The organism is Butyrivibrio sp. WCD3002 (assembly GCF_000424265.1).
In the GTDB taxonomy this organism is placed as follows: domain Bacteria; phylum Bacillota; class Clostridia; order Lachnospirales; family Lachnospiraceae; genus Butyrivibrio.
Genome location: NZ_AUJO01000002.1, coordinates 116432 through 142504, shown reverse-complemented (window position 1 = coordinate 142504; position 26073 = coordinate 116432). Strand labels below are relative to the sequence as shown.

Below are 26073 nucleotides of genomic sequence, written 5' to 3'. Positions count from 1 at the left end.
AAGCCGCCCGGTGGTAGTAAACCGGACGGCTTATTAAAATGGAAAGTTAACCTTTAACAGCACCTTCGATCATACCTTCCATGATCTGCTTCTGAGCGATAAGGAAGAGAATGATCATAGGCAGGATTGCAAGAAGTGCAGCTGCCAGAATCAGGTTCCACTGCTTTACGTAGGAACCTACGAAAGCCTGAACTGCAACGGGAAGTGTTTTAACCGGACCGTTCTGACCAAGCATCATTGAAGGCAGAAGGTAATCGTTCCAGATCCACATTCCGTTAAGGATTGTTACTGTTGTAATAACAGGTGTAAGAAGAGGGAAGATAACCTTGAAGAATACCTGCTCAGGTGAGCATCCGTCGATTGATGCTGCTTCCTCAAGATCAAAAGGAATTCCCTTTATAAATCCTACAAGGATGAATACTGTCATGGCACCGCCGAATCCCAGGTAAGCAAATACGATACCGGGAACGGACTTGAGCATCGGAATACCGATGAACTTTCCTACATCTCTGAATGTAGAGATAAGAGGCAGCATAACTACCTGGAAAGGAATGATCATGGATGCGATGAATGTGAAGTAGATCACATTTGACCATACAGTCTTGTTACGGCAGATAACCCATGCTGCCATGGCTCCGAATAAAGCAAGGAGACCGAGAGACAGAACAGTTATAAGTGCTGAATAACCAAAGGTCTGCCAGAATGTGAAGCTTGAGTTGTTAATAACTTCGTCAAGGTTTCTGACCAGCTTGCTAAAGGATGCACCGTTTAATCCGATAGGATTTGCAGTGATCTCATTTGAATCCTTGAAGGAGTTGATTACAACAAGGAAGAAGGGGAACAGTACATAAGCTGCAATTATAATTGCAATGATTAAGCGGATTACTACGCTGGATGTTTTTTCCTTGGTATGCATTATAATTCAACCTCCTTCTTGTTAGATATGCGAACCTGTAAAATGGATACGCAGGCCAAAATGATGAAGAACAGTACGGCCTTTGCCTGACCAAGAGCGTAGTTGTTCTTAATAACAGCTGTGTTATAGATATTAAGAGCCAGCATCTCGGTACCATTTGTGAGGTAGTTTCCAAAAATATCAACGGATCCCTTACCGTTTGTAAGTGCAAGGTTTACATCGAACTGCTTGAATGCACTTGTAAGTGTAAGGAATGTACAAATTGTAATTGTGGGAGCGATCATGGGAATCTTTATCTCAAAAAGAGTCTGCATGGGACCAGCTCCGTCAATAGCTGAAGCCTCAAGTACATCGCCGGGGATAGTATTAAGACCTGTGATGTAGATGAGCATTATGTATCCGGCGTACTGCCAGATATAAACTATGATAACTGCAAGGAAAGCTGTTCCTGTGTCAGCGATCATTGAATACTGAGTGTTAAATAACTTTGTAACAACGTTACTGAAAATGAACTGCCATATGTAACCAAGTACGATACCACCGATAAGGTTAGGCAGGAAGTAAGCTGCTCTGAAGAATCCAAGACCCTTTATTTTGGATGTGCAAAGAAGAGCCAGAAGGAATGCTACCAGGTTAACCATTATCATGTTACATACAACGAACAAGAATGTCAGGAATATAGACCAAAGGAAACTTGGCTGTGTAAACATACTTGTGTAATTGGTAAGTCCAACAGAATTTCTTACTCTGATTCCGTCCCAATCAGTAAAGGAATAACCAATACCAAGGAAGAGAGGAATGATAACTGTTACCAAAAAGGCAAACAGCAGCGGGAATAAGAAAAGAATGTTAATAATTGTACGGTGATGCTTAAGTGTGGGGAAGAAGTATAATCCTAAAACTATGCCTACAATACCCAGGATAAGTGTAGTGCCACGGAAAGAAGCTTCCGATTTAGTGAAATCCAGAGCGAGAGACCATATAAGTAGTCCTAGCCCTGCGATCAGGCAAAGTATGGAAAGAGCTCCTTTAGTCGAAGATGGTGTTTTCATGCAAGAATCTCCTTTATGGCCTAAAGCCTGTCAATAGATTTAAAGTTCTCTGCTAAGTAAATAATTTGATAAGTAAAATATGTTGAAAATCAGTTAGTATTACGAGATAAATCGGGCAGAGCATTTGCTCTGCCCGGTATTTATAAAAGTGACTATAAATTATTCAGCGTAGTAACCCTTGATTACAGATGAAATCTTCTCAACGAACTCATCAGCGTCAGCGATTGATCCCTTTGCATAATCTGCAAATACCTGACATGTCTCGTTCTGAAGACCGTCCTTCTTAAGCATTGTGTGCCATCCGCTGTAGTTGCCTGCATCGATGTAGCTCTTCATGCTCTTGTAGAAAGGATTTGTTGCTTCATACTGGCAATCATCGAAAGGAGATACAAGACCAGCCTTGTTTACAAGGATGTTCTGAGCTGAATCGCCTGCGCACCAGTTGAAGAATGCCTTAGATGCATCTACGTTGCCGTCCTTGTAAGCTACCCAGTATGACGGAGGACCTGCGATGATTGTGTTTATGCCATCCTCGAATGCATAAGGAGCAAAACCAACTTCGAATGATACATCATCAGGAGATGTTACACACCAGTTACCCTGTGTGATGAAAGCAAACTTGCCTTCTTTGAATCCGGCAACCTGCTCATCATATGTTCCGTCAACAAGAAGATGATCCTTGTCAGCGTACTGGTTCATCATACCAACGAACTCAGCGAAGTCCTTCATTCTTGCCTCATCGATCTGACCGCCGTCGTTAAGAAGATCGATGTATGTTGTGTCGTCTGCCTTAAGACCTGCATCAAGGTACTGACCAAATACGTGTGTACCTGAAGACCAGCCAAGGTTTGTGGGCTCTGCGCACCATGCGAATACAGCTGTAAGTCCAAGCTCATCCTTCTTTGCATCGATTGCTTCGCAAGCAGCCTTCCAAGCATCAGGGCTTGTAAGAGTAGAAGGATCAACGCCTGCCTGTGAAAGGATGTCAGCGTTGTAACCAAGAGCTGTAGCCTCTACTGTATAAGGGAAGCCGATTGTTCCCATGGAATCATTAACAAGCTCGAAGCCTGTCTTGTCTGTCCATTCTTCACCGGCGAGATCAGCAAGCATTCCGTCCCATGTAGCAGCCTGGTTAGCTTCGATAACGAAGATGTCAGGCATGTTGTCAGCCTGGTACATTTTCTTGAGCTCATCACCGGCGCTTGTGTCGCCACCGATTGTCTCGATAACAACTTCATTACCGGTCTCAGTCTTGTAAAGCTCAGCGAGCTCTTTAAGCTGATCGTTGATCTCAGGCTTACCATTAAGAAGTCTGATAGCGCCTGCTGAAGCAGTGGATTCAGCAGCCTCTGTAGACTCAGCAGCCTCTGTGGACTCAGCAGCCTCTGTGGACTCTGTAGCTGTCTCTGTTGACTCTGCAGTATCTGCAGCTGTGTCAGTTGTGCCGGTTGATCCGCCGCATGCTGTCATGCTGAGCGCCATTGTTCCGGCGAGAAGAATAGATAATACTTTCTTTTTCATGTTACCCTCCTTGTTGTGCACTTTGCTAGCCACTCGCATAGTGGTTAGCGGTTACTTTTGCGCATAAGTTTTATGCTACAAGTAAAATATCACGTTAATGGAATAATATCAAGAAAAAAATTTATAAACTTATCAGATTTTAAGACACCTTACGCGCAAAAGCCCGTCATCACTGACTTTGCAAAATTATTAAATTTTTGAAAAGTGAAAAAAGAAGAGCAATATGTTTTGTATACATATTGCTCAAACGTTTTCGGTATTCTTAAAGTTTTTATTGTATAGATTGTATAGTTATAGCCTGCATTTTACTGTATCCCGGATGATCAGCTCGGTAGGCAGTTGCACCTGTTTTGGAGTTTTCTCTCCCTTAATTCTTTTAAGTAGTATATCCGTAGCCATGATTCCCTTTTGCTTTACATCCTGGTGAACAGTAGTAAGAGCAGGTCTGTGGAGCTGGCCAAGCAGAGTATCGTCAAAGCCCGCAACGGAAATATCATCCGGTACGTTTATTCCTCTGTCCTCAAGGGCGCACAGGAGCTGTACTGCATACAGGTCGGATACACACATGATTGCATCAAACTCAGGAACTCGCTTGCATATTTCATCAAGGGACTGTTCAATGTCTTCGGTTCTGGGCTTAATCTGAAGGAACCAGCTTTCATCATAATGTATGCCGTTTCCTTCAAGAGCATATTTGTAGCCGGAGAAACGTTCATAGTCGACACCTCGCATATTATCTGACAGGAAGGCGATCTTTTTATGGCCCTGCTTTATCATATAGTTGACCATATCAAAGCAGCCTTGTCTGTCGTTTAGTCCTACATTTATGAAGTGCTTAAGACCTTCTATACTGTAGGTATCTATGCATACGATGGGCTTTTTGTACCTTTCACTGACACGGATTCCGTCATTGTCGATCATACCAAAGAGAAGGAGACCATCCACATTCCAGGTCGATACGTGACGCATTATCTCGTCGGTATCTCTTGAAATATAGAGCATCATAAAGTAGCCTGCGTTCCTTATGGATTCCTCGATGCCACCGATGAGTTCGGAAACGAAAGGATCCATCAGAAGATTCTCGTACTTGTCAGCACGGGCCTTCAGGGCAACGCCGATTATCTTCGATTGATTCTGTGCAAGATTTCTTGCATTGATATTTGGAACATAATCGACCTTCTTTAAGTAATCCTCCACAATTTTAATCGTGGCAGGAGAAACTTCTCCGGTCTTGCCGTGAATAACGTTGGAAACCGTAGTGGTACTCATATTTAGTTGTGTCGCAATTTCTTTAATTGTAATCATGAAAAAACCCGGTCATAAAATTTTACTTTACAAAAGTTCCAAATTGATTATATTGTTAACATAGCACGAGAAAAAAGTGCTGTCAAAAACTCGAAAATGCACATAATATAAGAAACTTTTGCGTTAAAGTTAAAACCAAGGATTTTTTTTGAAAGGAATAAAAGATGAATACTGTTTTTGGTAAGATAAATCCCATGACACCTGTGACTGATGAAATGGTTGAGACACTTAGTGTGAAGGAGTTTACAATTCCTTCTGATATACCTCACGGAGATATGCCCGGAGACAAGATAGAGATTGGCGAGAGCCATATTGCAAAGGCAAAGACTGTTTTCCCTAAGCTCCTTAAAGAGCTCTCAAAGGTAACTGCTGCAAATCCTTTTGGAAGAGCCGTTGTTACTGTATGCGGAGGATCAGGTGTAGGAAAATCCGAGATTGCTTCACTTCTTTCATATATGCTTGAGCAGAGCGGAATCGGAAGCTACACAATGTCAGGTGATAACTATCCTCACAGAATTCCTATGTATAACGATGCTGAGAGACTTCATACTTTCAGACAGTGCGGTATCAGAGGAATGGTTGACGGAGGTGCTATGAATCCCGAGAACTACGCTGTAGTCAAGGATTTCCAGGAGAAGAACGACGATGCCAATGCAGAGCATGTAAAAGAATATCCCTGGTTTGAAACTTATCTTGAGGCAGGTAAAAAGGGACTTGATGCATATCTTGGTACACCTAACGAGACCGATTTTGCAGAAGTTGACTCAATCCTTGCGGCTTTCAAGAACGGCGCAGATAAGCTCTGGCTCAAGAGAATGGGCAGAGACGAGAGCACACTTTGGTATGACGAAGTTGATATGTCTAAAAAGCAGGTTCTCATTATTGAGTGGACACACGGAAATACAGATTGCATGAAGGAGGTTGATATTCCGATCCTTCTTAACAGCACACCTCAGGAGACTCTTGAGCACAGAAGAAGCAGAGCTCGTGATGGTAAGGTAGACAGTCCTTTCACAATGATGGTTCTTGAGCTTGAGCAGAACAAGCTTATGGCACAGGCTCACAAGGCTAAGATCATCGTAAGTAAGCAGGGTGAGATCATCAGCTATGATGAATATAAGGCCCTCATGGGACTGTAAGAATACGACTTTAGTGTGCTCATTTTGTGAAGTGAGTTGATGGCTTCATTATTGGATTTAAAGGAGAGAATATGAGTAAATTTGTAGATAACGGACCTATGCTTAATGCTTATCCGGACAGTATGGGCGGTACTCTTAATGATATTGTGACAGTGCTTGAAAAAGAAGAGTTCAAGGATACCTTCAGTTCCTTCTATATTCTTCCCAGCATTTACAATACCGACCTTGATCGCGGGTTCTCAGTTATCGATTATGGTATCAATAAGGAACTTGGCTCAAAGGAAGATCTCGACAGATTAAGAGCTCTTGGAATCGACCTTAAGCTTGATTTTATTTTGAATCATGCATCAGTTCTTTCACCTCAGTTTCAGGATCTTTTGAAAAACGGTGAAAAGTCAAAATACGCTGACTTTTTCATTAACTGGAACAAATTCTGGGATGGCTGCGGCGAGATGACAGAAGAGGGCTACATTCAGCCAAGAGAAGACCTTATCAAGGATATGTTTTTCAGAAAACCCGGTCTTCCTATCCTCATGGTTCGCATGCCTGACGGAAAGGAGATTCCTTACTGGAACACCTTCTATCAGGAGGTTCAGTACAGAAAGCCCGATGCTCAGGATATAATTGCTGCAGTAGAGGATTATAAGGAAGCTCATGGCAGCGCTGCTTCTGTAGATGAGCAGGGCGGCGGAAGACTTCAGTATATGAGTGCTGAGAGAATCGCAAAGCTCGTATGCGAAGGTCTTGAAGAGGGCAAGAAGCCTGAAGAGATCGAATTTGGCAAGTATGAAGAGTATCGCGCAGCGGTTCTTGAATACCTTGCAAACGGCAGAAAATATCTTGGACAGATGGATCTTAACATCAAGTCAGATCTTGTGTGGGAACATTATGAAAATACACTTAAGACTCTTGCAGGCTACGGTGCAGCAATCGTAAGACTAGATGCTTTTGCATACGCTCCCAAAGAACCCGGCAAGAAGAACTTCCTGAACGAGCCTGATACATGGGATGTTCTTGAGAGAGTAAAGGGTATTGCTGATAAGAACGGAGTAAGACTTCTTCCTGAGATACATGACAGTTACAGCGCAGGAATTTATGAGAAGGTGGCAGACAAGGGCTATATGACCTATGACTTCTTCCTTCCGGGACTCCTTATTTATGCAATGGAAAAACATAGCGGAGAAGTTCTTGCTAAATGGGCAAATGAGCTTATGGATAAAAATATCCGCGTAGTCAACATGCTTGGCTGTCACGATGGTATTCCGGTTCTTGATCTTAAGGGATTTATTCCTGATGAAGAGATAGAGAATCTCATCCAGACCATCGTTGGAAGAGGCGGACTAGTAAAGAATCTTCACGGTCAGAAGAATATGTACTATCAGGTCAATGCTACATATTACAGTGCACTTGGTGCTGATGATCAGAAGATGCTTTTTGCAAGAGCAGTGCAGATGTTTATGCCCGGTAAGCCTCAGGTATGGTATCTTGACCTTTTTGCAGGCGAGAATGACCTTGATGCTGTTAAGAGAGCAGGTGCCGGCGGACATAAGGAAATCAACCGCACAAATCTCTCTAATGAAGCAATTAAAGAGATGATGGCTAAGCCTGTAGTTCAGAAGCAGCTTGAACTCCTTAGACTTCGTAACACCAATCCTGCTTTTGGTTTTGATGCAAAGCTTAGCATTACTCAGGACGGTTCTGTTACAAGCTTTACATGGGAGAACAACGGATCAAAGATTACACTTAAAGCAGATTTCTCTACCTATGAGTATGAGATAATTCAGTAATTTTGCGATGGTTTAAGCTTATGAAAATCCCTCATCAGGACAGACTGATGAGGAATTTTTTGTCTTATACAAGTCTCAAAAACATGAGGAACTTGCAAATGAATTTTCATACTTTATTATGAATCTTCAGTAGTTTTTGCAAATCTCTTTCATGCAAGATTGTATTTAATTTTACCAACAAATTCTTGTTGATAAATTCTCCATAGTATAAAATGTTTTAGTATGCTTAGATTAAATATGTGGAGGAGAGTAAGTTTCCCATGATATATGAGAATGTACTTGAGGCAGTAGGACTTGCGCTGGTGGGTGCAATCAGGCCCAGAAGCTTGCTCATCTTGAGGAGCAGTAATAATTCTTCCATTTACAGGAAAAAAGAGTATAATGTTTTAACGTAAAGGAAGTGGTATTAGGTATTATGAAAAAAGTTTTAAAAAAAATCTTGATTTTGGCACTGGTACTTGTGCCAGTTATTCTATGTAAGCCCGGGGTTATCGGTTATAACAGACTCGATAAAGTAGAGGCTTCATCCTTGACCGGTGCAGAGCTTCTCACCAAAGAATACACATTAAAAAATAGCAGTCAGCCTTATTATAAAAAACTTGATTTGGGAAAAGATTTACAGCTGGTTCTCTATTCGGGAAAAGTTCAGGCGAATCCAGCTAAATGCAAGTTTACATCAAGCAATAAGAAGGTTGCTACTATTGATAAGGATGGCGTGATTCATTCTGTAAAGACAGGACGCACGGTAATTAATGTAAAAGAGAAGAAAACAGGCAGAAAGCTCAAGATAATTCTTTCAGTAGCTGACGAGAGTACAAGAACATTATTCATAGGTGATTCCAGAAGCGTGGATCTCTTTACGGCAAAGCCGGGAACCTATGAGGGATATGTCAAACATGACATGGTGATTTACACCGCTGACGGAGCTGCTGACAGCTATGCTGAGAAAATTTTTAAATATACAGATCTTAGCGACTATGACACGGTTGTTTCATGGCTCGGAGCAAATAATTACGGTAATTTCAGCCCATATAAAAAGATTTACAACAAATTCCTTTCAAGGGGATTGAATTTAATTCTCTGCACAGTTGGTGCTGTAAAGCCTGAGTATTTCCCTGAAGGCGACGAGCACTACTTTGGTGTTAATATAATTGGTCACTATAACAGCTGCCTTAAGAAATGGGCAAAGGGTAAAAGCAGAGTAAGTGTAATAGATCTTTATAAGTATACAAAAAATAATGTGTACATCGAAACCAGAGATGGTGTGCATTATCTTCCAAAGCCTACCAAGGTTCTTTGGAAATACATTGTCAAAAAAGTATTTTCGTGATATCTTTGTAACGTTGCGAATAACCCATGCGTAACACAGAATGGAGGAAATATGGTTAAAGCAGTAGTTGGTGCAAACTGGGGTGATGAAGGAAAAGGTAAGATTACAGACATGATGGCAGACAATGCCGATGTGGTTGTACGTTTTCAGGGAGGAGCCAATGCAGGTCATACTATCGTAAATGAGTATGGCAAATTTGCGCTTCACACACTTCCATCCGGAGTTTTTCATCAGCATATAACAAATATTATAGGTAACGGAGTAGCTCTTAATATTCCTGTACTTATCGGTGAACTTCAGTCAGTTATTGAAAAGGGAGTTCCCACACCCAATCTTTTAATTTCAGATCGTTGTCAGTTTGTGATGCCTTATCACATTCTGTTTGATCAGTATGAAGAGGAGAGACTTGGCGGTAAGTCCTTTGGTTCTACCAAGTCGGGAATTGCTCCTTTTTATTCAGATAAGTATGCAAAGATCGGATTCCAGGTAAATGAATTATTCGATGAAGAACTTCTTAAAGAGAAGGTTGAGAGAGTTCTTGTAACAAAGAACATTCTTCTCAGAGAGCTTTATCACAAGCCTGAGATTGATCCTGCTGAGCTTCTTGAGACTCTTCATCAGTGGAGAGATATGGTTAAGCCTTATGTTGCGGATACATCTCTTTTCCTTGATAAGGCTATTAAGGAGAATAAGACTGTTCTTCTTGAGGGACAGCTTGGAACCATGAAGGATCCCGATCACGGTATCTATCCTATGGTTACATCTTCTTCAACTCTTGCAGCTTATGGTGCAATCGGCGCAGGAATTGCTCCTTACGATATTAAGCAGATTGTAGTTGTAAATAAGGCATATTCATCAGCAGTTGGAGCAGGTGCTTTCACATCAGAGATATTTGGTGAAGAGGCAGATGAGCTCAGAAGACGCGGTGGTGACGGCGGTGAGTACGGCGCTACAACAGGTCGTCCGAGACGTATGGGTTGGTACGACTGTGTTGCCAGCAAGTATGGCTGCAGACTTCAGGGCGCTACAGATGTAGCTTTCACTGTACTTGATGTACTTGGATATCTTGATGAGATTCCGGTATGTGTTGGTTATGATATTGACGGTGAGGTTACCAAGGAATTCCCTGTAACACACCTTCTTGAGAAGGCTAAGCCTGTTTATGAGACTCTTCCCGGATGGAAATGCGATATCCGTGGTATCAAGAAGTATGAGGAGCTTCCTGAGAACTGCCGCAAGTATATCGAGTTCATTGAGAAGGAAATCGGATATCCGATCACAATGGTATCCAACGGTCCTTCACGTGAAGATATCATCTATCGTGAGAGCCCTCTTAGCAGATAATTTGAGAGTAACTGATAGCCTCGCCGCTGATATTACGGCGGGGCTTTTTATCTAATTTGAGATAATTCCTTTTTATGGAGAATAATTATGGAGAATGAAAATAAAAAGACACCGCTTGCAAAGCGTGTAATTGCATGGGTCTGCATAGTTTTGCTTTTACTGGTATATGTGGTATTCTTTTTTGTAGCATTATTTGGTAAGACAGGCCCCGGCAGCGCTTTTCTTGCATGTGCAGCTGCAACTGTAGCAATTCCGATACTGGTATGGCTCATCCTTTGGGTTTACACTGCTCTTTCAGGAAAGAGAACAGTTGCATCCCCGGATCCCTACGGAAAATTTGATGGGGCATCAGATAAAGAAAACACAGATCAGTAATTTAGAAGGTGAAGAGATGGCTATAAAGACGGTTATTTTTGATATTGGCGGCGTTCTGGTGGATTTTAGCTGGGAGAACATTATCAGAAAACAGGGCTTTGATGAAGATATGGTACAGCGTATTGGTAATGCCAGTGTCAGAAGCAGTGCCTGGGATGAATTTGACAGAGGAGTCCTTGATACAAAGGGAATCATTGATGGATTTGTAAAAAATGACCCTGAGATAGAGGATGAAATAAGACTGGCTTTTAGCGATCTTACAGGTCTTCTGATAAAAAGAGAAAGGACCATTCCCTGGATAAAGGAGCTTAAAGGCAAGGGCTATAAAGTACTTGTTCTTTCGAACTTTTCCAAGCAGGCTCTTGATGCCAATCCCTTTATGCAGGAATTTTTAGATGAGATAGATGGCGGCATCCTCAGTTATAAGGATAAGGTGATTAAGCCCGACAGAGCTATCTATGAACTTATCACCAAAAGATATGATCTTGTTCCTGGAGAATGCGTGTTTATAGATGACACCGAGAAGAACATAATCGCAGCCAGAGATTTTGGCATGAACGGTATTGTTTTTAAGAGCTACGAGCAGGTAGAGAGCGAACTTCAGGCATTAGGAGTTTGCTGAAATAAAACAATATTCGATACAAAAACTTCTATAAGATAAATTGAAAAAGGATTACAATGAAAAAAGTGCTTGACAGATTTGAACTGACATTGTATCTTAGTTAGGTATGAAAACAAAGCAGAGGATTCCACTCTCACCCTGCGGCTACGCTGGCAGGTGTTAATATTTTCAGACAATGCATGAGATTTATGGTTTATATTTACGAATTGTATTATCATGACATTGGTTGTTTTGAAGATTATTAAGTGGATTCCTTGTGAGTCCACTTTTTTATTTACTATTGGAGGTACAAAGCAATTAGCAACAACGATTTATTCATCAATGAACAGATCCGAGACAAAGAAGTTCGTGTAATTGGGGTTGACAATGAGCAGCTTGGTGTTATGCCTATCGCTGATGCCAGAAAGCTTGCCGATGAAGCCGGTGTTGATCTTGTTAAGATCGCTCCCAACGCTAAGCCGCCGGTTTGTCGTATTGTTGATTACGGTAAGTTCAAGTATGAGCAGCTTCGTAAAGAGAAGGAAGCCCGTAAGAAGCAGAAGAATGTCGAGATCAAAGAGATCAGACTTTCACCCAACATTGATACAAATGACCTTAATACTAAGGTTAATGCAGCCAAGAAGTTCCTTGAGAAGGGCAACAGAGTAAAGATTACTCTTCGCTTCAGAGGACGTGAGATGGCTCACATGGGAGCAAGTGTGCATATCCTTACAGATTTTGCCAAGGCTCTTGAGGATGTTGCTGTTATCGATAAGCAGCCCAAGGTTGAGGGACGCAGTATGACTATGTTCCTTACTGAGAAGAAGTAATGTCTCCTGCAATTGCAGGTTACATATAAAGTAATTGTTCAAAAACATTCATGGATGATTACGCTGTCTTAGACAGGCTATAGCAATAATTTACAAGCATAGGAGGATTTAGTTATGCAGCACAAGATGAAAACAAACAGATCTGCTGCCAAGCGTTTCAAAGTAACAGGCACAGGTAAGCTGATCCGTAACAAGGCGTACAAGCGTCACATTCTTACAAAGAAGACAACAAAGAAGAAGAGAACTCTTAGACAGGCAGCAGTTGTTGACGCTACTAATGTTAAGAACATGAAGAAGATTCTGCCTTACGTTTAATCCAAGTATTATCGTTTAAGAGCAGTACCAGAATAATTTAGGAGGAAACAAAAATGGCAAGAATTAAAGGTGGCATGAACGCCAAGAAGAAGCATAAGAGAGTTTTAAAGCTCGCAAAGGGCTATAGAGGCGCTAGATCAAAGCAGTACAGAGTAGCAAAGCAGTCAGTTATGAGAGCACTTACATCTGCATTCGCTGGACGTAAGCAGAAGAAGAGAGATATGAGATCTCTTTGGATCACACGTATCAATGCAGCAGCTCGTCTTAACGGCATGTCTTATTCAAACCTTATGCACGGTCTCAAGCTTGCAGGTGTAGATATCAACCGCAAGATGCTTGCTGAGATGGCAGTTAACGATGCAGAAGGCTTCAAGACTCTTACAGAGATCGCTAAGCAGAAGATTGCTTAAACCCAAAACACTTAATGAGGTATTTTCGAATTTAGTGTTTTGGAGTTGCTCTGTCGAACGAAGTGAGAGCAGAGCTTCCTTAAATGAGGTATTTTCTAGACGCATTATCCCACATGGGATGATGCGTTTTTTCTTTTTATTCTTTACGTTCCACTTTCAATATTCCTGAAAATTGAAATTCTTATAATGTAATTATAAAAAGTATAAACAAGGATAAATTCTTTAGAAAAAAAGTCTGTAATCTATTGTAAATAGGCGCTTTTAAGTATAGTGTTGTATTGTAAGGGTAACCATGGATTTATATCACTGCAATCACAAATGAAAAAATATTTGAAAAATAGAAATAAATATTGATTTTTCTTTTCAAATGTTTTATCATAAATTTAACGTAAGTGTGAAATTTACTTTCAAGTGCGATGAAAAAGGCTGTACATCGTACTTGACAACTAAATAAATAGTTATTCAGGGCAAAACTATCGTGAGATAGCGACGCAAAGCTATAGGGTCTGCTTGCCTGGCAGACAGCCAGCTGCCTGCACAAATGATGTGCAGCTTTTACTACTAGATTATGTGCCTTGTTTGACGCGGTTTCAGACAGGGCATTTTTTATGTCTAAAGCGCCCTGGTAGTAAGAGAGGTACCTGATATGGCAATACGAAATTCAGGACAAAGAAAAGCAGAAGAATATATCAAGAGACATGCCTTTGCAAGAAGGTGGGGCTCTGTAATGCTGGTACTGGCTATGCTGGTAACAACAATAACGCTGTATTCAATGAATAGAGCGGCATCTGCTGTTACAGAAGAAGGTGCGGAAGATATAGGTATGGTCCTTGAGACAGAGGGCAATGATGCTGAAGCAACTGAGATAGACAGCGATGAGGAATATTCTTCAGATGAGGCAGAATCCTCTTATGATAGCGAGGATGAGAATACAGACGAAGTGTCCGAAGAGGAAAGTACTGAGGATATCGATGCTTATGAAGATGTTGCTGAAGAAACCGCGGACGAGTCCTATTCAGATGAAGCCTCCGAAGAAGCTTCAAGTGAAGTATCAGAGGAAGCTGCAGATGAAGCATCAGAAGAAGCGAGTGATGAGGACGCTGATGCAGTTGATAATGAAGATGTTTCAATAGAAACTATAGCTGGCGCACTGGATGAAGAGCTCACACAGGATGTAGAGCTTACTGTTTCCTACGTGGATCAGGACGGCGAGCTTATACTTGGAGAAGACGGCGAAGCTCTGGCTGACGAAAAGAAGATCAGTCTTATGGACAGCATGATCTTCGAGGATGATGCCAGAACAATTGATGGTCATAATTTCAAAGAAGTAATCTACGAGTACTACAACGAAGATAAAGAAGAAACAGAGAAGATCGCTATCGAGAAGATAACGGTTATGATCTATACTACTTCTGATGATGAGGGCTACAAATATTACGAAGTAGTTCCAAAGGATGATCCTGAGACTGAAGAGGATGAATCTGAAGATGTTATGGAAATCAAACTCGACACTAACCTTACATTCGTTTATGAGAAGGTAGAGGAAGAGGTTTCTGAGGAAGAGGAACAGACTGATAAAACTGTAGAAATCCCCGAGTCTGTAGATCTTGCAAAATACGTAACGAAGACAGTTATTGAGCGCCAGACACCGGATGGTGAATGGGAAGAAATCACAGAAGATCAGATTATGCCCGGTGACAGCCTCCGTATAACAATTAAGTATGAGCTTCCTGAAGAAGCTTCAGCAAGTGATGATATCCACTATGAGATTCCTTCTAAATTTGGCACAGTTGAGAGTACTGAAAAGTCTATCGATGGTGCAGACGGCACAGTAGAAGTATCGGAAGACAATAAGGTTAAAGTTCAGTATTCTGATGAACACAAGCAGGGAATAAAAGAGAAAATCCAGAGTGATGACTCAACAGAAGAAAACAGTGATGATAATGCCGGTAATGGAAAGAAAAGCAATGACTCCGCCGGCATTGCTAATCGCTTTTTTCGTGCTATCTTTATAAATCCTTTTGCAAAGGGAGGACTTGTTTCAAGTTTTTTTAACCAGTTCGTAATCGTGGCTCATGCCGAGGAAGGTAATACCGGAAATACCTCCAGCGGTGAGTTTACGACTTATACAAGTGTTCCCGGCATGCAGATCACAGGACTTTCAGTTACAAAAAATCCTCAACCCGGTTGGCTGGATAATGCATTTACATACAGTGGAGGTACACCTATTTCATCCGGTGCTGAGGTTGGAAATGGTGACACACTCCTTTTTACTATGTCTTATAAGCTTGGAGCAGGGACACTTAGTTCAGGTGAGGTGCCTAAATATAATCTGGCAGACCATGAAATTGATGTGGAAAATGATATAAAGGGATACATCTACAACAAGAATAATGTTTTTGTAGGTACGTTCTTTATTGATAGTAAAACAGACATTGTCACATTTGATTTTGAAGAAGAATTTGCAAAACTGAATGATACTCAGCCTATTGATGGTAAATTTTTCTTTGCAGCTAAGGCAAATCTTAATGAGAATGAAAATGAAAAACCTATTCATTACGACTTTGGCGGCCCTGCAACTTTTGATATAAAAATAGTCAGAGTTTACAACTATGATCTGGGTATTGAAAAGAAAGGCAATGCCACACTTGATGCAAATACAAAGACTATAAATTATTCTATCAAACTTACAACTAACCAAGGGTCAGGTGATGAAATCAATCTGGAGGATGTTCTTACAGTATTTAATGATTACTCCGGCAATAACGGACAGAACGATGAGCTTACCAATAAAATAAACGTTGCTGAGGCTATTAAAGGAATTATTGTAATGAAGGGAGAAAATTCTTCAGTATCTGTTCAGCCTACCTTTTCCGGTAACAAGTTTAGTATGTCACTTAAAGGGCTGAAAAAGGGAGAGAGCTATACCATTACTTATAAGCTGGTAGTTCCGGACGATATCGTTAATAACGGTAGTGCTCTTAAAATTCATAACAAGGCAAATGCAAAGTATGGAAAAGATCAGGAAGTATCCATGGAGTGTGATACTACATATGTAGGAACGTTTCCTGATATATACAAAAAAGGTTCTGCAGATAAGAGCAGAAGAACTGTTACCTGGACTATAAAACTTAATACCAGGGGCAGAAATCTAAAGGGATTTACTTTATCGGATAAGAAGATGAATTCATCTATACAGTATGTGCCCTATGAAGGAAATGTAACGGTTACATCAGTAGTTGGTGGTAATGGCGTAACTCCTTCACTTACTCAAGGCAGCACTATAAGCCTCAAGGACGGCTATAAGTTTGAGGTTGATGATTATAGTACCTATACTTTCACATATAGCTATGTCTACACAAATGATGATATTTCCTGGGGCTCAGGTATCTATAATAAGGCATTTATATTAAATGTAGATAAGCAGGGAAATGAGTATCAGGGCTGGGTAGGAATATCTGATAACAGTTATGCTGACAAAAAGAATGATGGCTACGAATGGGATAACGATAACTGGGTAAAACTTAAGTGGAACGTATCACTCCTTGCCCCGATATACAACAATGATGGAGCTAATAAATCTGAATACTGGACCTATGAAGATATAATACGTGATTCAGCGCAGGTTATAACAGAGGATCAGTTAACTGTTATCGAGAACAACTTAAGGAGTGCGCTGACAGCTGTAAATTACGCAGGTACTATCAGAGTTGAGAAGGGTGAACAGATCACAGTAAATGGCAGCAATGGAGTAAACAAAAGCGGCTATAAAGGGTTTAAAGTGTACTTCTACGGAGATCTGAACACCAATGTGAAGTTTTCATACTACTCATACGGTTACAGAGGCGATGGAAGCGAGGATATCAGATTTTACAATAATGCAATTGTATATGGCAAAGAGATTGGCGATAGCATAGGGTTTGATAAGCTTAAGATAGAAAAAAAGGACGGCAATCGCGTAGGCGGAGCGTCACAATACGAGTATTACGATGATGCACTTTTTAACGAGGGAATTCTTACCTGGATAATCAAATTTACAATCCCGCTCAATACCAGATATGACAAGCTGGTTGTTACAGATACTCTTCCTGAAAATGTCACACTGATTGAGAATGGCTATGTGACAAAAAGTGGTATTACCATTAATGGTTTGGAACTGGGACAGGATGAAAGCTTCCAGAATACCAATTATGTAAGACCGCTTGAAGAAAACACTCTTGCTTACTATGAGGGAAAACTTGAAAAGGATGGCAGAAATATTAGAGTGTCTTTCAACCCTCAGAAACTTAAGGGTGAGATGACCGGTTCGTCAGTAGATATGTATCTCAGAGTCAGAGCAAAGATAAATGGTGACTTTGATTTCGCAACACTCAAAAAAGGTGTGTTTACTAACACGGTTAAAGCAGGCACCGAGGATAATGACGAAATAGTATCGGATTTACAGACTCAGACAATTACCAAAACAGAATCCTTCATAACGAAGAGTGCTATTACAGGTATCGAAGGCACCAGAAACACTGTTGAGTATAGTCTTGATATTAACCCCAATGCATCGGATCTTTTGCCAAACGGAGACACACTTACACTGACAGACAATCTTGTAGCACAGTGTGCTGCGGAATCAGCTGCTACTCTTTTGAATGACTCCATAAAGGTATATCAGGTTATAACTGATGAGCAGGGAAATCAAAGGGAAGAAGAGCTTGATTCAACAAAATACAGTTATGAGACAACGACAAATTCAGCATATACGGATTACTGGAGGCATTATTCAAATACCAGCACTATAGTATTTAAGATACCTGACAAGATGCATCTGAAGGTTAAGTATAGATATACCTTTACTTTTACAGGAGCTTCCAATGACCAAATCTGGCCTGAAATTGAAATTAGCAATACTGCAACTCTGGAGGGGGTTTCAGTGTCCGGAAACAATGATCAGGAAAATACAAAATTCGTCATCGATAAAGCAGGCGTAAATGCAGATGTCAAAGGAATAAATGTATTTAAAAAAGATAAGGATACAGGAGCTGCCCTTGCAAATGCTGTATTTAAACTCTATAAGTGGAATGGCACTACCTGGGAGGAAGTAAAAGAATATACTTCAGCAGCTGATGGCCTAATGGCTATATCGGATATTGTATTTAACAATGCCTACAAGCTTGTTGAAATCACGCCTCCGGCAGGATACCTAAAGAGTGATAAGGAGCTGCTGTTCTACATAAGTGCAAGCGATGAGAAGGAATTCCCATTGAACATACCGAAAGATTTTCAGGCGCTTGGCGGAATGATTTGTACTCAGGGACAGGAAATTCCTTTTGTAAATGAAAGCAAAAAGACCAGTATCACAATAAACAAGAACTGGGTAAATGCTGATGCTGCTACAAAGCCAAACAGTATTTCGGTAAAGCTTGCAAGAAGGTATGTAGTTAACGCAGATGCGCCCACAGGAACCTATTACACGGTGCATGTTGATCACAGAAGCGGGGATAATGGCAATATAACGGATTATACCGGATTCCCCTCTGTAAAAGCGGGATCAACTCTGAAATTCACTATATATGGAATAAATCTCAGTACACATGGACATTTACCGACAGTCACAGTAAATGGAAATGTAATGGATGTTTCATCATTGTTTGATACCAGTGGTGAGCAGTTTGTGGAAATCAGCATTCCTGTTGATAAAGACCTGAATGTTACGGTTAGAGACAACACTCAGATGGATGGATGGGATGAACTTCATCCCAGTATCTCTTCAGATAGACTTAGAAGGGCAGGCAGCAGTTCATCGGAGGTGGAAGATGAAAGCTTCCAGAAGTACATCACGATTACTCCGGATAACGACGGATACTGGTCATGGAACTCATTGGATCAGAACGCCGGACTGGACAGATATCACGAGGAACCAATACAGGGTGCGGATGGAAAAACAGTAACTAAGAAGTATGAGTATCTCTATTACATCGAAGAAGTCAGTTCCGTTTATTACACCGCAAAAATATCTGAGAACAATGAGGTAGGAATAAACAGCGGAGAGTTTACAATAACCAATACCCGTAATGATATTCAGCCATACTCACTTCCTTCAACAGGCGGATCGGGAAGACTTCCTTTCACAATCGGCGGAATAGCACTGGTTACACTGGCACTTGTTGGAGAAGAGATTGTAAGAAAGAAAAGGCGGAAATACAATAAATAAAATTTTCGTAAAATTTTCGTAAAAAAAATATTACAAAAACTAGGCTAATGTATTGATTTTTATTTTCAAAAGTTCTAATATGATTTTACAACAACACGTAATAAGGATTTTTGATAATAAGTGAAGAATGCAGGGCAAAGCTACCGCAAGGTAGTGACGCAAAGCTAAAGGGTCTTTTTCGATTTTGTTAAGTCGGGACAGATAGCCAGCTGCTGGTGCGCTTAGGATCTTAGAAATAAGAGAGGGGGGCATCATAGATTCTTTTGGTGATGCGTAGCCCTGTTTGACCTCAAACGGGCTATTTTTTGTACCCTATTGCAATAAAGAGAGAGTTTATGGCACAAAAAGAACTTAGGAAACTTAATAGAAAAGAACTTCTCCAGATGATGGTTGAGTACTCGGAGGAAACTGAGGCAGCCAGAGAGCATGTTAAAGAGATGCAGGAGAACTTTGACAGGGAGAGAGAGCAGCTGATCGCACAGATGGCGGAAGAGAGAGCTGAACTGCTTTCCAAATTTGATGAAGAAAAAGCAGAGATGCGTGCAAAGTTCAACGCTCAGCGCGAGGAATATGAATCTAAATGTAATGGCGATATCGCGGGGTTAAAGGCCAGACAGGAAAGAGAGATAAACGGCATCAAGGGTCGCTACGAGCGTGAGATAAAGGAACTGAACGAACAGCATGAAAAGGAGTTTGATGGCTTCAGGGCACGCCTTGAAAGAGAGAAGGCAGCCATAAGGGCTGAGGTCGATGACAAGCTCGCCAAGATTGAAAATGCAGGCTCTTTAGCTGAAGCACTTTTGTCAATAAATGGGGTTTTTGACGGAGCGAAGAAGGCAGCAGAAGAGTTTGAGCAGATCACTAAGAAAAGCAAGAAACATAAATAGATAGTCGTGTCAAGTACGAATTATGAAACAAAGTATTCATTTTCGGTACTTTTTGGGACAAGGGCTTTTAGTATAATGAGAGAGCGCGCTTTTGCGGGTAATCATTTGGAAGTAAAGAATAGTGGGTAGTATGAGCACAGAAGAAAAGAACAATCAGGATGTGATCAAAACTCCGGATGAAAATTTTAATAAAGAGAACGGGTCAGATGGCAGCTCCGTTACGGCCGCAGTTAAGGACAGTAAGCCTTCTCTTGAAGAACTGAGGGCAGAGCTTAACAGGGAGTACAGGAAGCACGACTACACAAGGACACTGAGGAACACCCTTATAGTAATTGTGGTTGTAGCAGCTCTTTCGGTTCTGGTTTCCAGCTTTTTCATCACGGTTCTTAAGGTAACAGGTGACAGTATGACACCTACCCTTGAAACCGGACAGCTGGTTATAGCTTATAACTACAGCACCTTTGAACCGGGAGAACTGATTGCTTTCTACTACAACAACAAGGTACTGGTCAAGCGAGTTGTAGGAAGCCCCGGGGACTGGATAAACATCGATGATGCCGGCCGAGTTTTTGTAAATGGTGTAGAGCTGGATGAACCTTATGTCTCGGATCCAAGCCAATATGCTACAGGAGTGGGCGAGGGAGACAAGATAGAATTTCCTTACCAGGTGCCTGAGAACAGATATTTTGTTCTTGGTGACCACAGAACAGAATCAATTGATTCCCGTTCAAGCACGGTAGGATGCGTAACCGTTGAACAGCTTATCGGTGAAGTGGTGTTTAGGATTTTCCCTTTCAAGAGCTTTGGAAGGTTGTAATTTAGGTTTTTTAGAAGAAAAGTAAGAAGAGTATTTAAGAACTGTTATGTGTAAAAGATTTATGGGTGGTATGAAGTGATGTTGGGACAAAGAAATACTAAAGCTGACAAATACTTGAGAAGGCATGATACCAAAAAGAAGTGGATCTCCACGATGCTGTGTGTGGCCCTTCTTACGGGGACGGTATCAATGTATATCCTCAATAAACCGGCAACTGCCATGACGGAGGACGGTGCAGAGAGTATCGGTGTAGTTATGGATACCGCCGGTACCAACAGTGCTACCGAGGACAGCTTCTGGGAGCCTATTCCGGAGGAAGAGCGTACTGCATCAAACGGCGACGCAGAGACCGGTGAACAAGAAAATGCTGAGACTGCAGAAAATGCCGCTGGAGCTTCAGATGTGGCAGTAGATAATACAGATGCACAGGCTACTGATGAAGCGGAAGCAGCTAATGAGGCAGTAGGCAGTGATGAAGTGGTGGTTTCCGATAATTCTGAGGAAACAGACGCTACAGATGCAGATTCATCAGAAATAATTTCTTCTGACGATGAAACTTTGGAGAATTCACAGGAAGCTAATCCCAACACGGACGGAACCCTCTCAACTATTCCGGAGTCAGTAAATCTGGCTGATTATGTCACAAAAACTATATTTGAGAGAATGGTTCCCGATTCTGAAGATGAGTGGGAAGAGATTTCCGAAGAAGATATAAACGAAGGCGACATCGTAAGAATTACCCTCGTATATAAACTTCCAAAAGAAGCAAAGGCGTCTGATGATATTTACTTTGACATTCCTGAGGAATACGGAATTGTAGATTTAGAAAAAACTGCTTTGGAAAATGGTACCGGAGAGTATGAAACAACCGAAGATAATAAGGTTAAGATTTCGTATAACGAAGACGTTAAAGAAGAAATAAAAAATGAAGTAGAAGAAAATAATCAAAATGATGATTATTCTTCTCTTAGGAGGCTGGAATCTTTTTTTATAGCTAACAAGGCAGCTATTTCAAGCTTGTTGTATATGAAAGCATACGCCGCAGACAATGAATATGAAGAGAGAGTTATTCTATATGCGACACGCGGATCATCAGATGAAAATAGCAGAGTAGTTATTGATAAGGTTCAGGTCCAGAAATATGAAAATGGAAATTGGGTTGATGTAGGATCAGATGATTCCGGTGAAGAACATACTCAGGTTGAAGAAGTAAGTATTGCAAATGGTGATACACTGCGCTTTTTCATGGATTATACAGTTCCGAGAGGAACACTTGATTATTCTACAGAGGAAGGGCGGACAATAGAAGGCTATATACCCAAGACTGTCAGACCTCTTGAAGAAGAATATGGTAAGGTTAAAAACTCATCAGGAATGGACGTTGGTGATTACAAGCTAGGTACTGACGGAAAATTAACAGTAGTTTTTGATGAATTATTTGCGAAACAGAATGAAACACATGCAATTAAGAGTTCATTCTATTTTGATGGATTGTTTTCTACTGACAAAGAGGAAGGAAATGCTGAATTCAAGTTCAGCGATAACGTAAATATTCTGGTTCCAATTAAGAAGGTTGAAGAAAAACACGATTTAAGCCTTGAAAAAACTGCTGAAAAGAAAGATGGCAGGGTAGTATACAAGATTGTTATAAGCAGTATGAACGGAACTGATGGTGACATTTCACTGTCAGATAAAATGAAAATAAAGCTGGTTGAGAAAAACGGTAATGAGACGGAAAAAGCAGATCAGCTTAACCAAATCAGAAACGGGAAAGTAGAAAGTCTTAAGTTAATAAGAAAAGATGGAAGTGAATCTACTTTAAATACCGGTATAAACGACTTTAAGGATTTTAATATCACCTTACCTAAGTTAAATGCGGGTGAAAAATATATTTTAACCTATAGTGTCGAATACAAGCCTGCAGAACATGTAAAGCTTATAAACAGTGCTACGACAGAAGCCGGTAAAGATAAAAAGAGCCAGGAATATACCGTTGAGTTTAATCCTTATCCGACATTAAGCAAGTATGGAAGCTTTGATTATTATAACGATAAGATTATCTGGGTTATTGAAGTAAATTCCAATGGCAATGATCTTAGTGGATATAAAGTTGTTGACAAATATATAGATCCTAAGAATGGAAACGAGAAAGAATACCACGGGAAAGCGATTCTGACTAAGCCAAATGGAAGCACTGTGGAAGTGAACTTGCCCTATACGTTCACTAAAGAAAACTACAGTTCAGAGAACGAGAAGTACAGGTTTGAGTATTCTATAGATCCTAAGGAATGGAGAGAAAGGGCACAGACTACAGCTACTAATAAGGTTGTAATCTCAAAGGGACCTGAAACTGTAGCAGAGTCTGAAGCAACGGTGACAATTCCCGGAGAGGGAGAATTAGTCAAAGAAGCACAATCTGGTGAAATTAAAGATGATGTAATAGAAATTACATGGAATGTTACTATTCATGGCAAGATTTCAAACACCCATGAGCCAGGACAAAAACCCGGTTGGACCTACAATGACGAATTATCGGATGGCTATTTTACAGAACAGCAGATTAACGAATTAAAAGAAGTTGTTAAAAATATCCATGATTTCGGAAAGAAAGCAGAAGTTACTCCTGTTAAGAAGGATGGGTTAATTACCGGTTTTAGTATAAGGTTTGATAAAGAGTTACCAAAAGATAAGTCAATAAGCTTTACATACAAATCTTCTTATAAGATCACTGATAAGAATTCGGCTGTAAGTATTTTGAACAAGGGAACGGTTAAGGATAAGTCCGTAGAAGGAAAATATGACTACACCCCTTATGTTGAGAAATATGATTACGATGCAGTTGCCGCCGGAAAGGATTTAAGTGAAGCAAAAAAGCCTCAGGAAGTTAAAGAGTATTCTGATATAGATGGAATTCTTTCATGGGGATTTTTGGTAAATATTCCTAGTGATGCTCCGGATGGCGAATTTAAACTGGTGGAGACATTACCCGGATCGGTTAAGCTTTTGGAGAGATCAGAAGGTGTTACCGGATTAGCTGTATCAGAGGATAAAAATGTACTTGGGCATAGTCCAAGAATATTTGATCTGACAAGTACAAACAAGACTGCTGAAGTTACCTACAATAACACGAAGATTAAAGCCACAGTTGCTGATGGTGAAGATAATAACGATGTTGTGACAATCAATATACCCTGCAACAGTAACCTTAAAGGGAAAACACTTTACTTCGCGATTAAAGGACAGATTGATCCTAACTATCAGTGGAAGGGTATTGACAGTGAGGGCAATCCTACTGTAGAGCGCTTTGACAATCAGATAACACTGTATGATAGCAATAATAGCGAGCTTGGCGGAGATTCATACTACGAAGAAGTAATTCGCAAGAATGAAATTATCAAGAAGACTGCGAACGGACCCGAAGAAGGTATCGTGTCTTACAAAGTTGAAATAAATAAGTATGCAGAAGATCTTCTTGAAGAAAAAGATGAACTTACCTTTACTGATGTTCTTAGACTTAAATATTATACCTACGATAAAAAGGAAATATATGCTAATGCAACATTGGTTCCGGGCTCATTCAAGGTTACAAGAATAAATGATGATGGTACAGCTACTGTATTAGAGCATGGTGTGGAATACAGCTATACAACTGATTCCAGGCTCGAAGAGAAATCTAGTGGAAGCGATGGATATTACCACAATTATGAAAGAACAAACACCATTACGATGCCGATTAAAGATAAACAGCATCTGATTGTGGAATATCAGTACTTATTCAAGGGAACAGAAGGACTTGATATAACTGCTGAAAATATAGCAACATTGGATGGCTTTTCTGATGTATCATCCAGCGATAAAAGACAATTCCAGATCCAGAAATCTCATATGAGTGCCGATATAGACGGAATTAACCTCTATAAAGTGGATAAGCTCAATGAAGATATCAGACTTGAAGGTGCAGAATTTGATCTCTATAAATATGACGGCACAGACTACAAATTACTGTATCATTTCATAACTGATAAAGACGGATATTATCCTCTTGATCAATTGGAATCAGGATATGCTTATAAGTTAGTAGAAACAAAAGCGCCTGATCTTCCGGAGACCGAAACCGATGATTATTACATTTTGGATGAACCTTATTACTTCACGTTGGTTGATCTGAATGCAACAACAGGTTCTGTCGGCAAGATTCCCGATGACTTCCACGGTGAAGAATTGTTTAAGGGAGAGACGATATTTATCAAGGACCTTCCTAAGAACATAGAAATCAGCGTTGAGAAGGAATGGGGATATATAGTTGATGATGAGTTTGTAAAAGAAAGTAATCCGAACAGAACAGCAATTGATGTGACTCTTTATAAACAGTTGAGTAGTGTTCCGATTGAAACAGTGAATTGTGATGTTGTATATACTGATCACTATCTGCAGCAAACGAAAGCACAACAAAAAGGAGTTCCTCAATACCTTACTATTCAAAAGGGCGGAAAACTGCAATTTGAATTCACTCTGGGTAAAAACCAGGTTCAGTATGTTACCGGGTTCAATTTGTACGATTCTAATCAGAAGTATGCTGATAGCGCCATTATTGAAAAGATATATGAAGAGAGAAATGGAAAGCTTTTAGATCAAATAGTTGTTAAAGCGGAAGGCGAAACATTTGAGCCTGAAAAATCTAAAATCTCGTATGATGCCGCTACATATACTGCCACATTAGTTTATTATGTTCCGATCAACAGAGATTTGAATGTTACTACTATGGGCGATTATTACAGCGGGGTAACAATAAATGGGCCTGTGATAATCAGCGGAGAGACTGATGCAGTAAATACGCAGGAACAGGTTGTTGAAACTATTACACTTACCCCCAGTTGCGACTGGAAGCATACCTGGAAAAGCTTACCCAGATATTATGAAAGCTCCGATGGATTGCTATATTGCATAGATTATTATGTAAGAGAAGGAAAGCCTGAAGAGAATATATCAGAGAACAGTAGGGTATTTGATTATAAGCTGTATGGAATCAGCTACGATCATCAACCAAGAAAGATTGCTATTACAGTTCAGAATGAACTGGTTCCAACTGTATCATTACCCAGCACAGGTTCTACAGGAACTTCTCCATTTACATTTGGAGGAATAGCGCTTCTTGTAACATCGTTTATTGGATTTAGCTTAAATAACCAAAGACGAAAACGAGAAGAAGAGTAAAAACTACTAAGTACTGCGGGGACTTCTC

17 protein-coding genes and 2 riboswitches are annotated in these 26073 nt (G+C 40.5%); of the genes, 13 read left to right on the top strand and 4 right to left on the bottom strand.

Features of this window, described 5'->3' with window-relative positions; translation table 11 throughout:
* Positions 1–46: 46 nt before the first annotated feature.
* The 4 genes from G608_RS0104085 to G608_RS0104070 all read right to left on the bottom strand — a co-directional run bounded on the left by G608_RS0104085 (position 47) and on the right by G608_RS0104070 (position 4794).
* Complete coding sequence (locus G608_RS0104085; RefSeq protein WP_026494958.1) at positions 47–916, bottom strand: carbohydrate ABC transporter permease; 870 nt, start codon at positions 914–916, stop codon at positions 47–49.
* Entirely contained in the window at positions 916–1968 is a 1053-nt protein-coding gene (locus tag G608_RS0104080; RefSeq protein ID WP_026494957.1) for a carbohydrate ABC transporter permease, read from the bottom strand. The genes G608_RS0104085 and G608_RS0104080 overlap by 1 nt, the downstream gene beginning before the upstream one ends.
* Before the next feature lie 159 nt (positions 1969–2127).
* Positions 2128–3489, bottom strand: coding sequence for an ABC transporter substrate-binding protein (locus G608_RS0104075; RefSeq protein WP_026494956.1), 1362 nt, complete (start codon positions 3487–3489; stop codon positions 2128–2130).
* Positions 3490–3780: 291 nt separating this feature from the next.
* Entirely contained in the window at positions 3781–4794 is a 1014-nt protein-coding gene (locus tag G608_RS0104070; protein ID WP_026494955.1) for a LacI family DNA-binding transcriptional regulator, read from the bottom strand.
* Between the two features lie 164 nt (positions 4795–4958).
* Between G608_RS0104070 and G608_RS0104065 the strand changes: the two genes are divergently transcribed.
* From G608_RS0104065 to G608_RS0104000, 13 genes are all read left to right on the top strand, one after another.
* Positions 4959–5933 (top strand): hypothetical protein, encoded by a 975-nt coding sequence (locus G608_RS0104065; protein WP_330366877.1) that lies wholly within the window; start codon positions 4959–4961, stop codon positions 5931–5933.
* Positions 5934–6004: 71 nt separating this feature from the next.
* Positions 6005–7720: an alpha-amylase family glycosyl hydrolase gene (locus G608_RS0104060; protein ID WP_026494953.1), complete on the top strand. Its 1716-nt coding sequence runs from the start codon at positions 6005–6007 to the stop codon at positions 7718–7720.
* 415 nt (positions 7721–8135) lie between these two features.
* Positions 8136–9050: an Ig-like domain-containing protein gene (locus G608_RS0104050; RefSeq protein ID WP_026494952.1), complete on the top strand. Its 915-nt coding sequence runs from the start codon at positions 8136–8138 to the stop codon at positions 9048–9050.
* Between the two features lie 51 nt (positions 9051–9101).
* The gene (locus tag G608_RS0104045) at positions 9102–10394 is read left to right on the top strand and encodes an adenylosuccinate synthase (protein WP_026494951.1); all 1293 of its coding nucleotides are present in this window, start codon (positions 9102–9104) and stop codon (positions 10392–10394) included.
* Positions 10395–10481: 87 nt separating this feature from the next.
* Entirely contained in the window at positions 10482–10769 is a 288-nt protein-coding gene (locus tag G608_RS19825; RefSeq protein ID WP_051208814.1) for a hypothetical protein, read from the top strand.
* On the top strand, positions 10735–11391 hold the full coding sequence (locus G608_RS0104035) for an HAD family hydrolase (RefSeq protein ID WP_051208812.1): 657 nt from the start codon (positions 10735–10737) through the stop codon (positions 11389–11391). Before G608_RS19825 ends, G608_RS0104035 begins: the two co-directional genes overlap by 35 nt.
* Positions 11392–11663: 272 nt before the next feature.
* A complete protein-coding gene (gene infC, locus G608_RS0104030; RefSeq protein WP_196810138.1) occupies positions 11664–12200 on the top strand; it encodes a translation initiation factor IF-3 in 537 nt (178 codons plus the stop codon).
* A 114-nt stretch (positions 12201–12314) separates the two neighbouring features.
* Complete coding sequence (rpmI, locus tag G608_RS0104025; RefSeq protein ID WP_026494948.1) at positions 12315–12515, top strand: 50S ribosomal protein L35; 201 nt, start codon at positions 12315–12317, stop codon at positions 12513–12515.
* Positions 12516–12568: 53 nt separating this feature from the next.
* Complete coding sequence (rplT, locus tag G608_RS0104020) at positions 12569–12925, top strand: 50S ribosomal protein L20 (RefSeq protein WP_026494947.1); 357 nt, start codon at positions 12569–12571, stop codon at positions 12923–12925.
* 456 nt (positions 12926–13381) lie between these two features.
* A riboswitch (cyclic di-GMP riboswitch) is annotated at positions 13382–13462 on the top strand.
* A 109-nt stretch (positions 13463–13571) separates the two neighbouring features.
* Positions 13572–19127 carry an LPXTG cell wall anchor domain-containing protein gene (locus tag G608_RS0104015; RefSeq protein ID WP_026494946.1) on the top strand — a complete coding sequence of 1852 codons (5556 nt, stop codon included), beginning with the start codon at positions 13572–13574 and terminating at the stop codon, positions 19125–19127.
* A 123-nt stretch (positions 19128–19250) separates the two neighbouring features.
* Positions 19251–19344, top strand: a riboswitch (cyclic di-GMP riboswitch).
* A 118-nt stretch (positions 19345–19462) separates the two neighbouring features.
* Positions 19463–20014 (top strand): hypothetical protein, encoded by a 552-nt coding sequence (locus tag G608_RS0104010; protein ID WP_026494945.1) that lies wholly within the window; start codon positions 19463–19465, stop codon positions 20012–20014.
* A gap of 130 nt (positions 20015–20144) precedes the next feature.
* On the top strand, positions 20145–20831 hold the full coding sequence (gene lepB / locus G608_RS0104005; RefSeq protein WP_081677291.1) for a signal peptidase I: 687 nt from the start codon (positions 20145–20147) through the stop codon (positions 20829–20831).
* A 78-nt stretch (positions 20832–20909) separates the two neighbouring features.
* Entirely contained in the window at positions 20910–26045 is a 5136-nt protein-coding gene (locus G608_RS0104000) for an LPXTG cell wall anchor domain-containing protein (RefSeq protein ID WP_155833210.1), read from the top strand.
* Positions 26046–26073 lie beyond the last annotated feature (28 nt).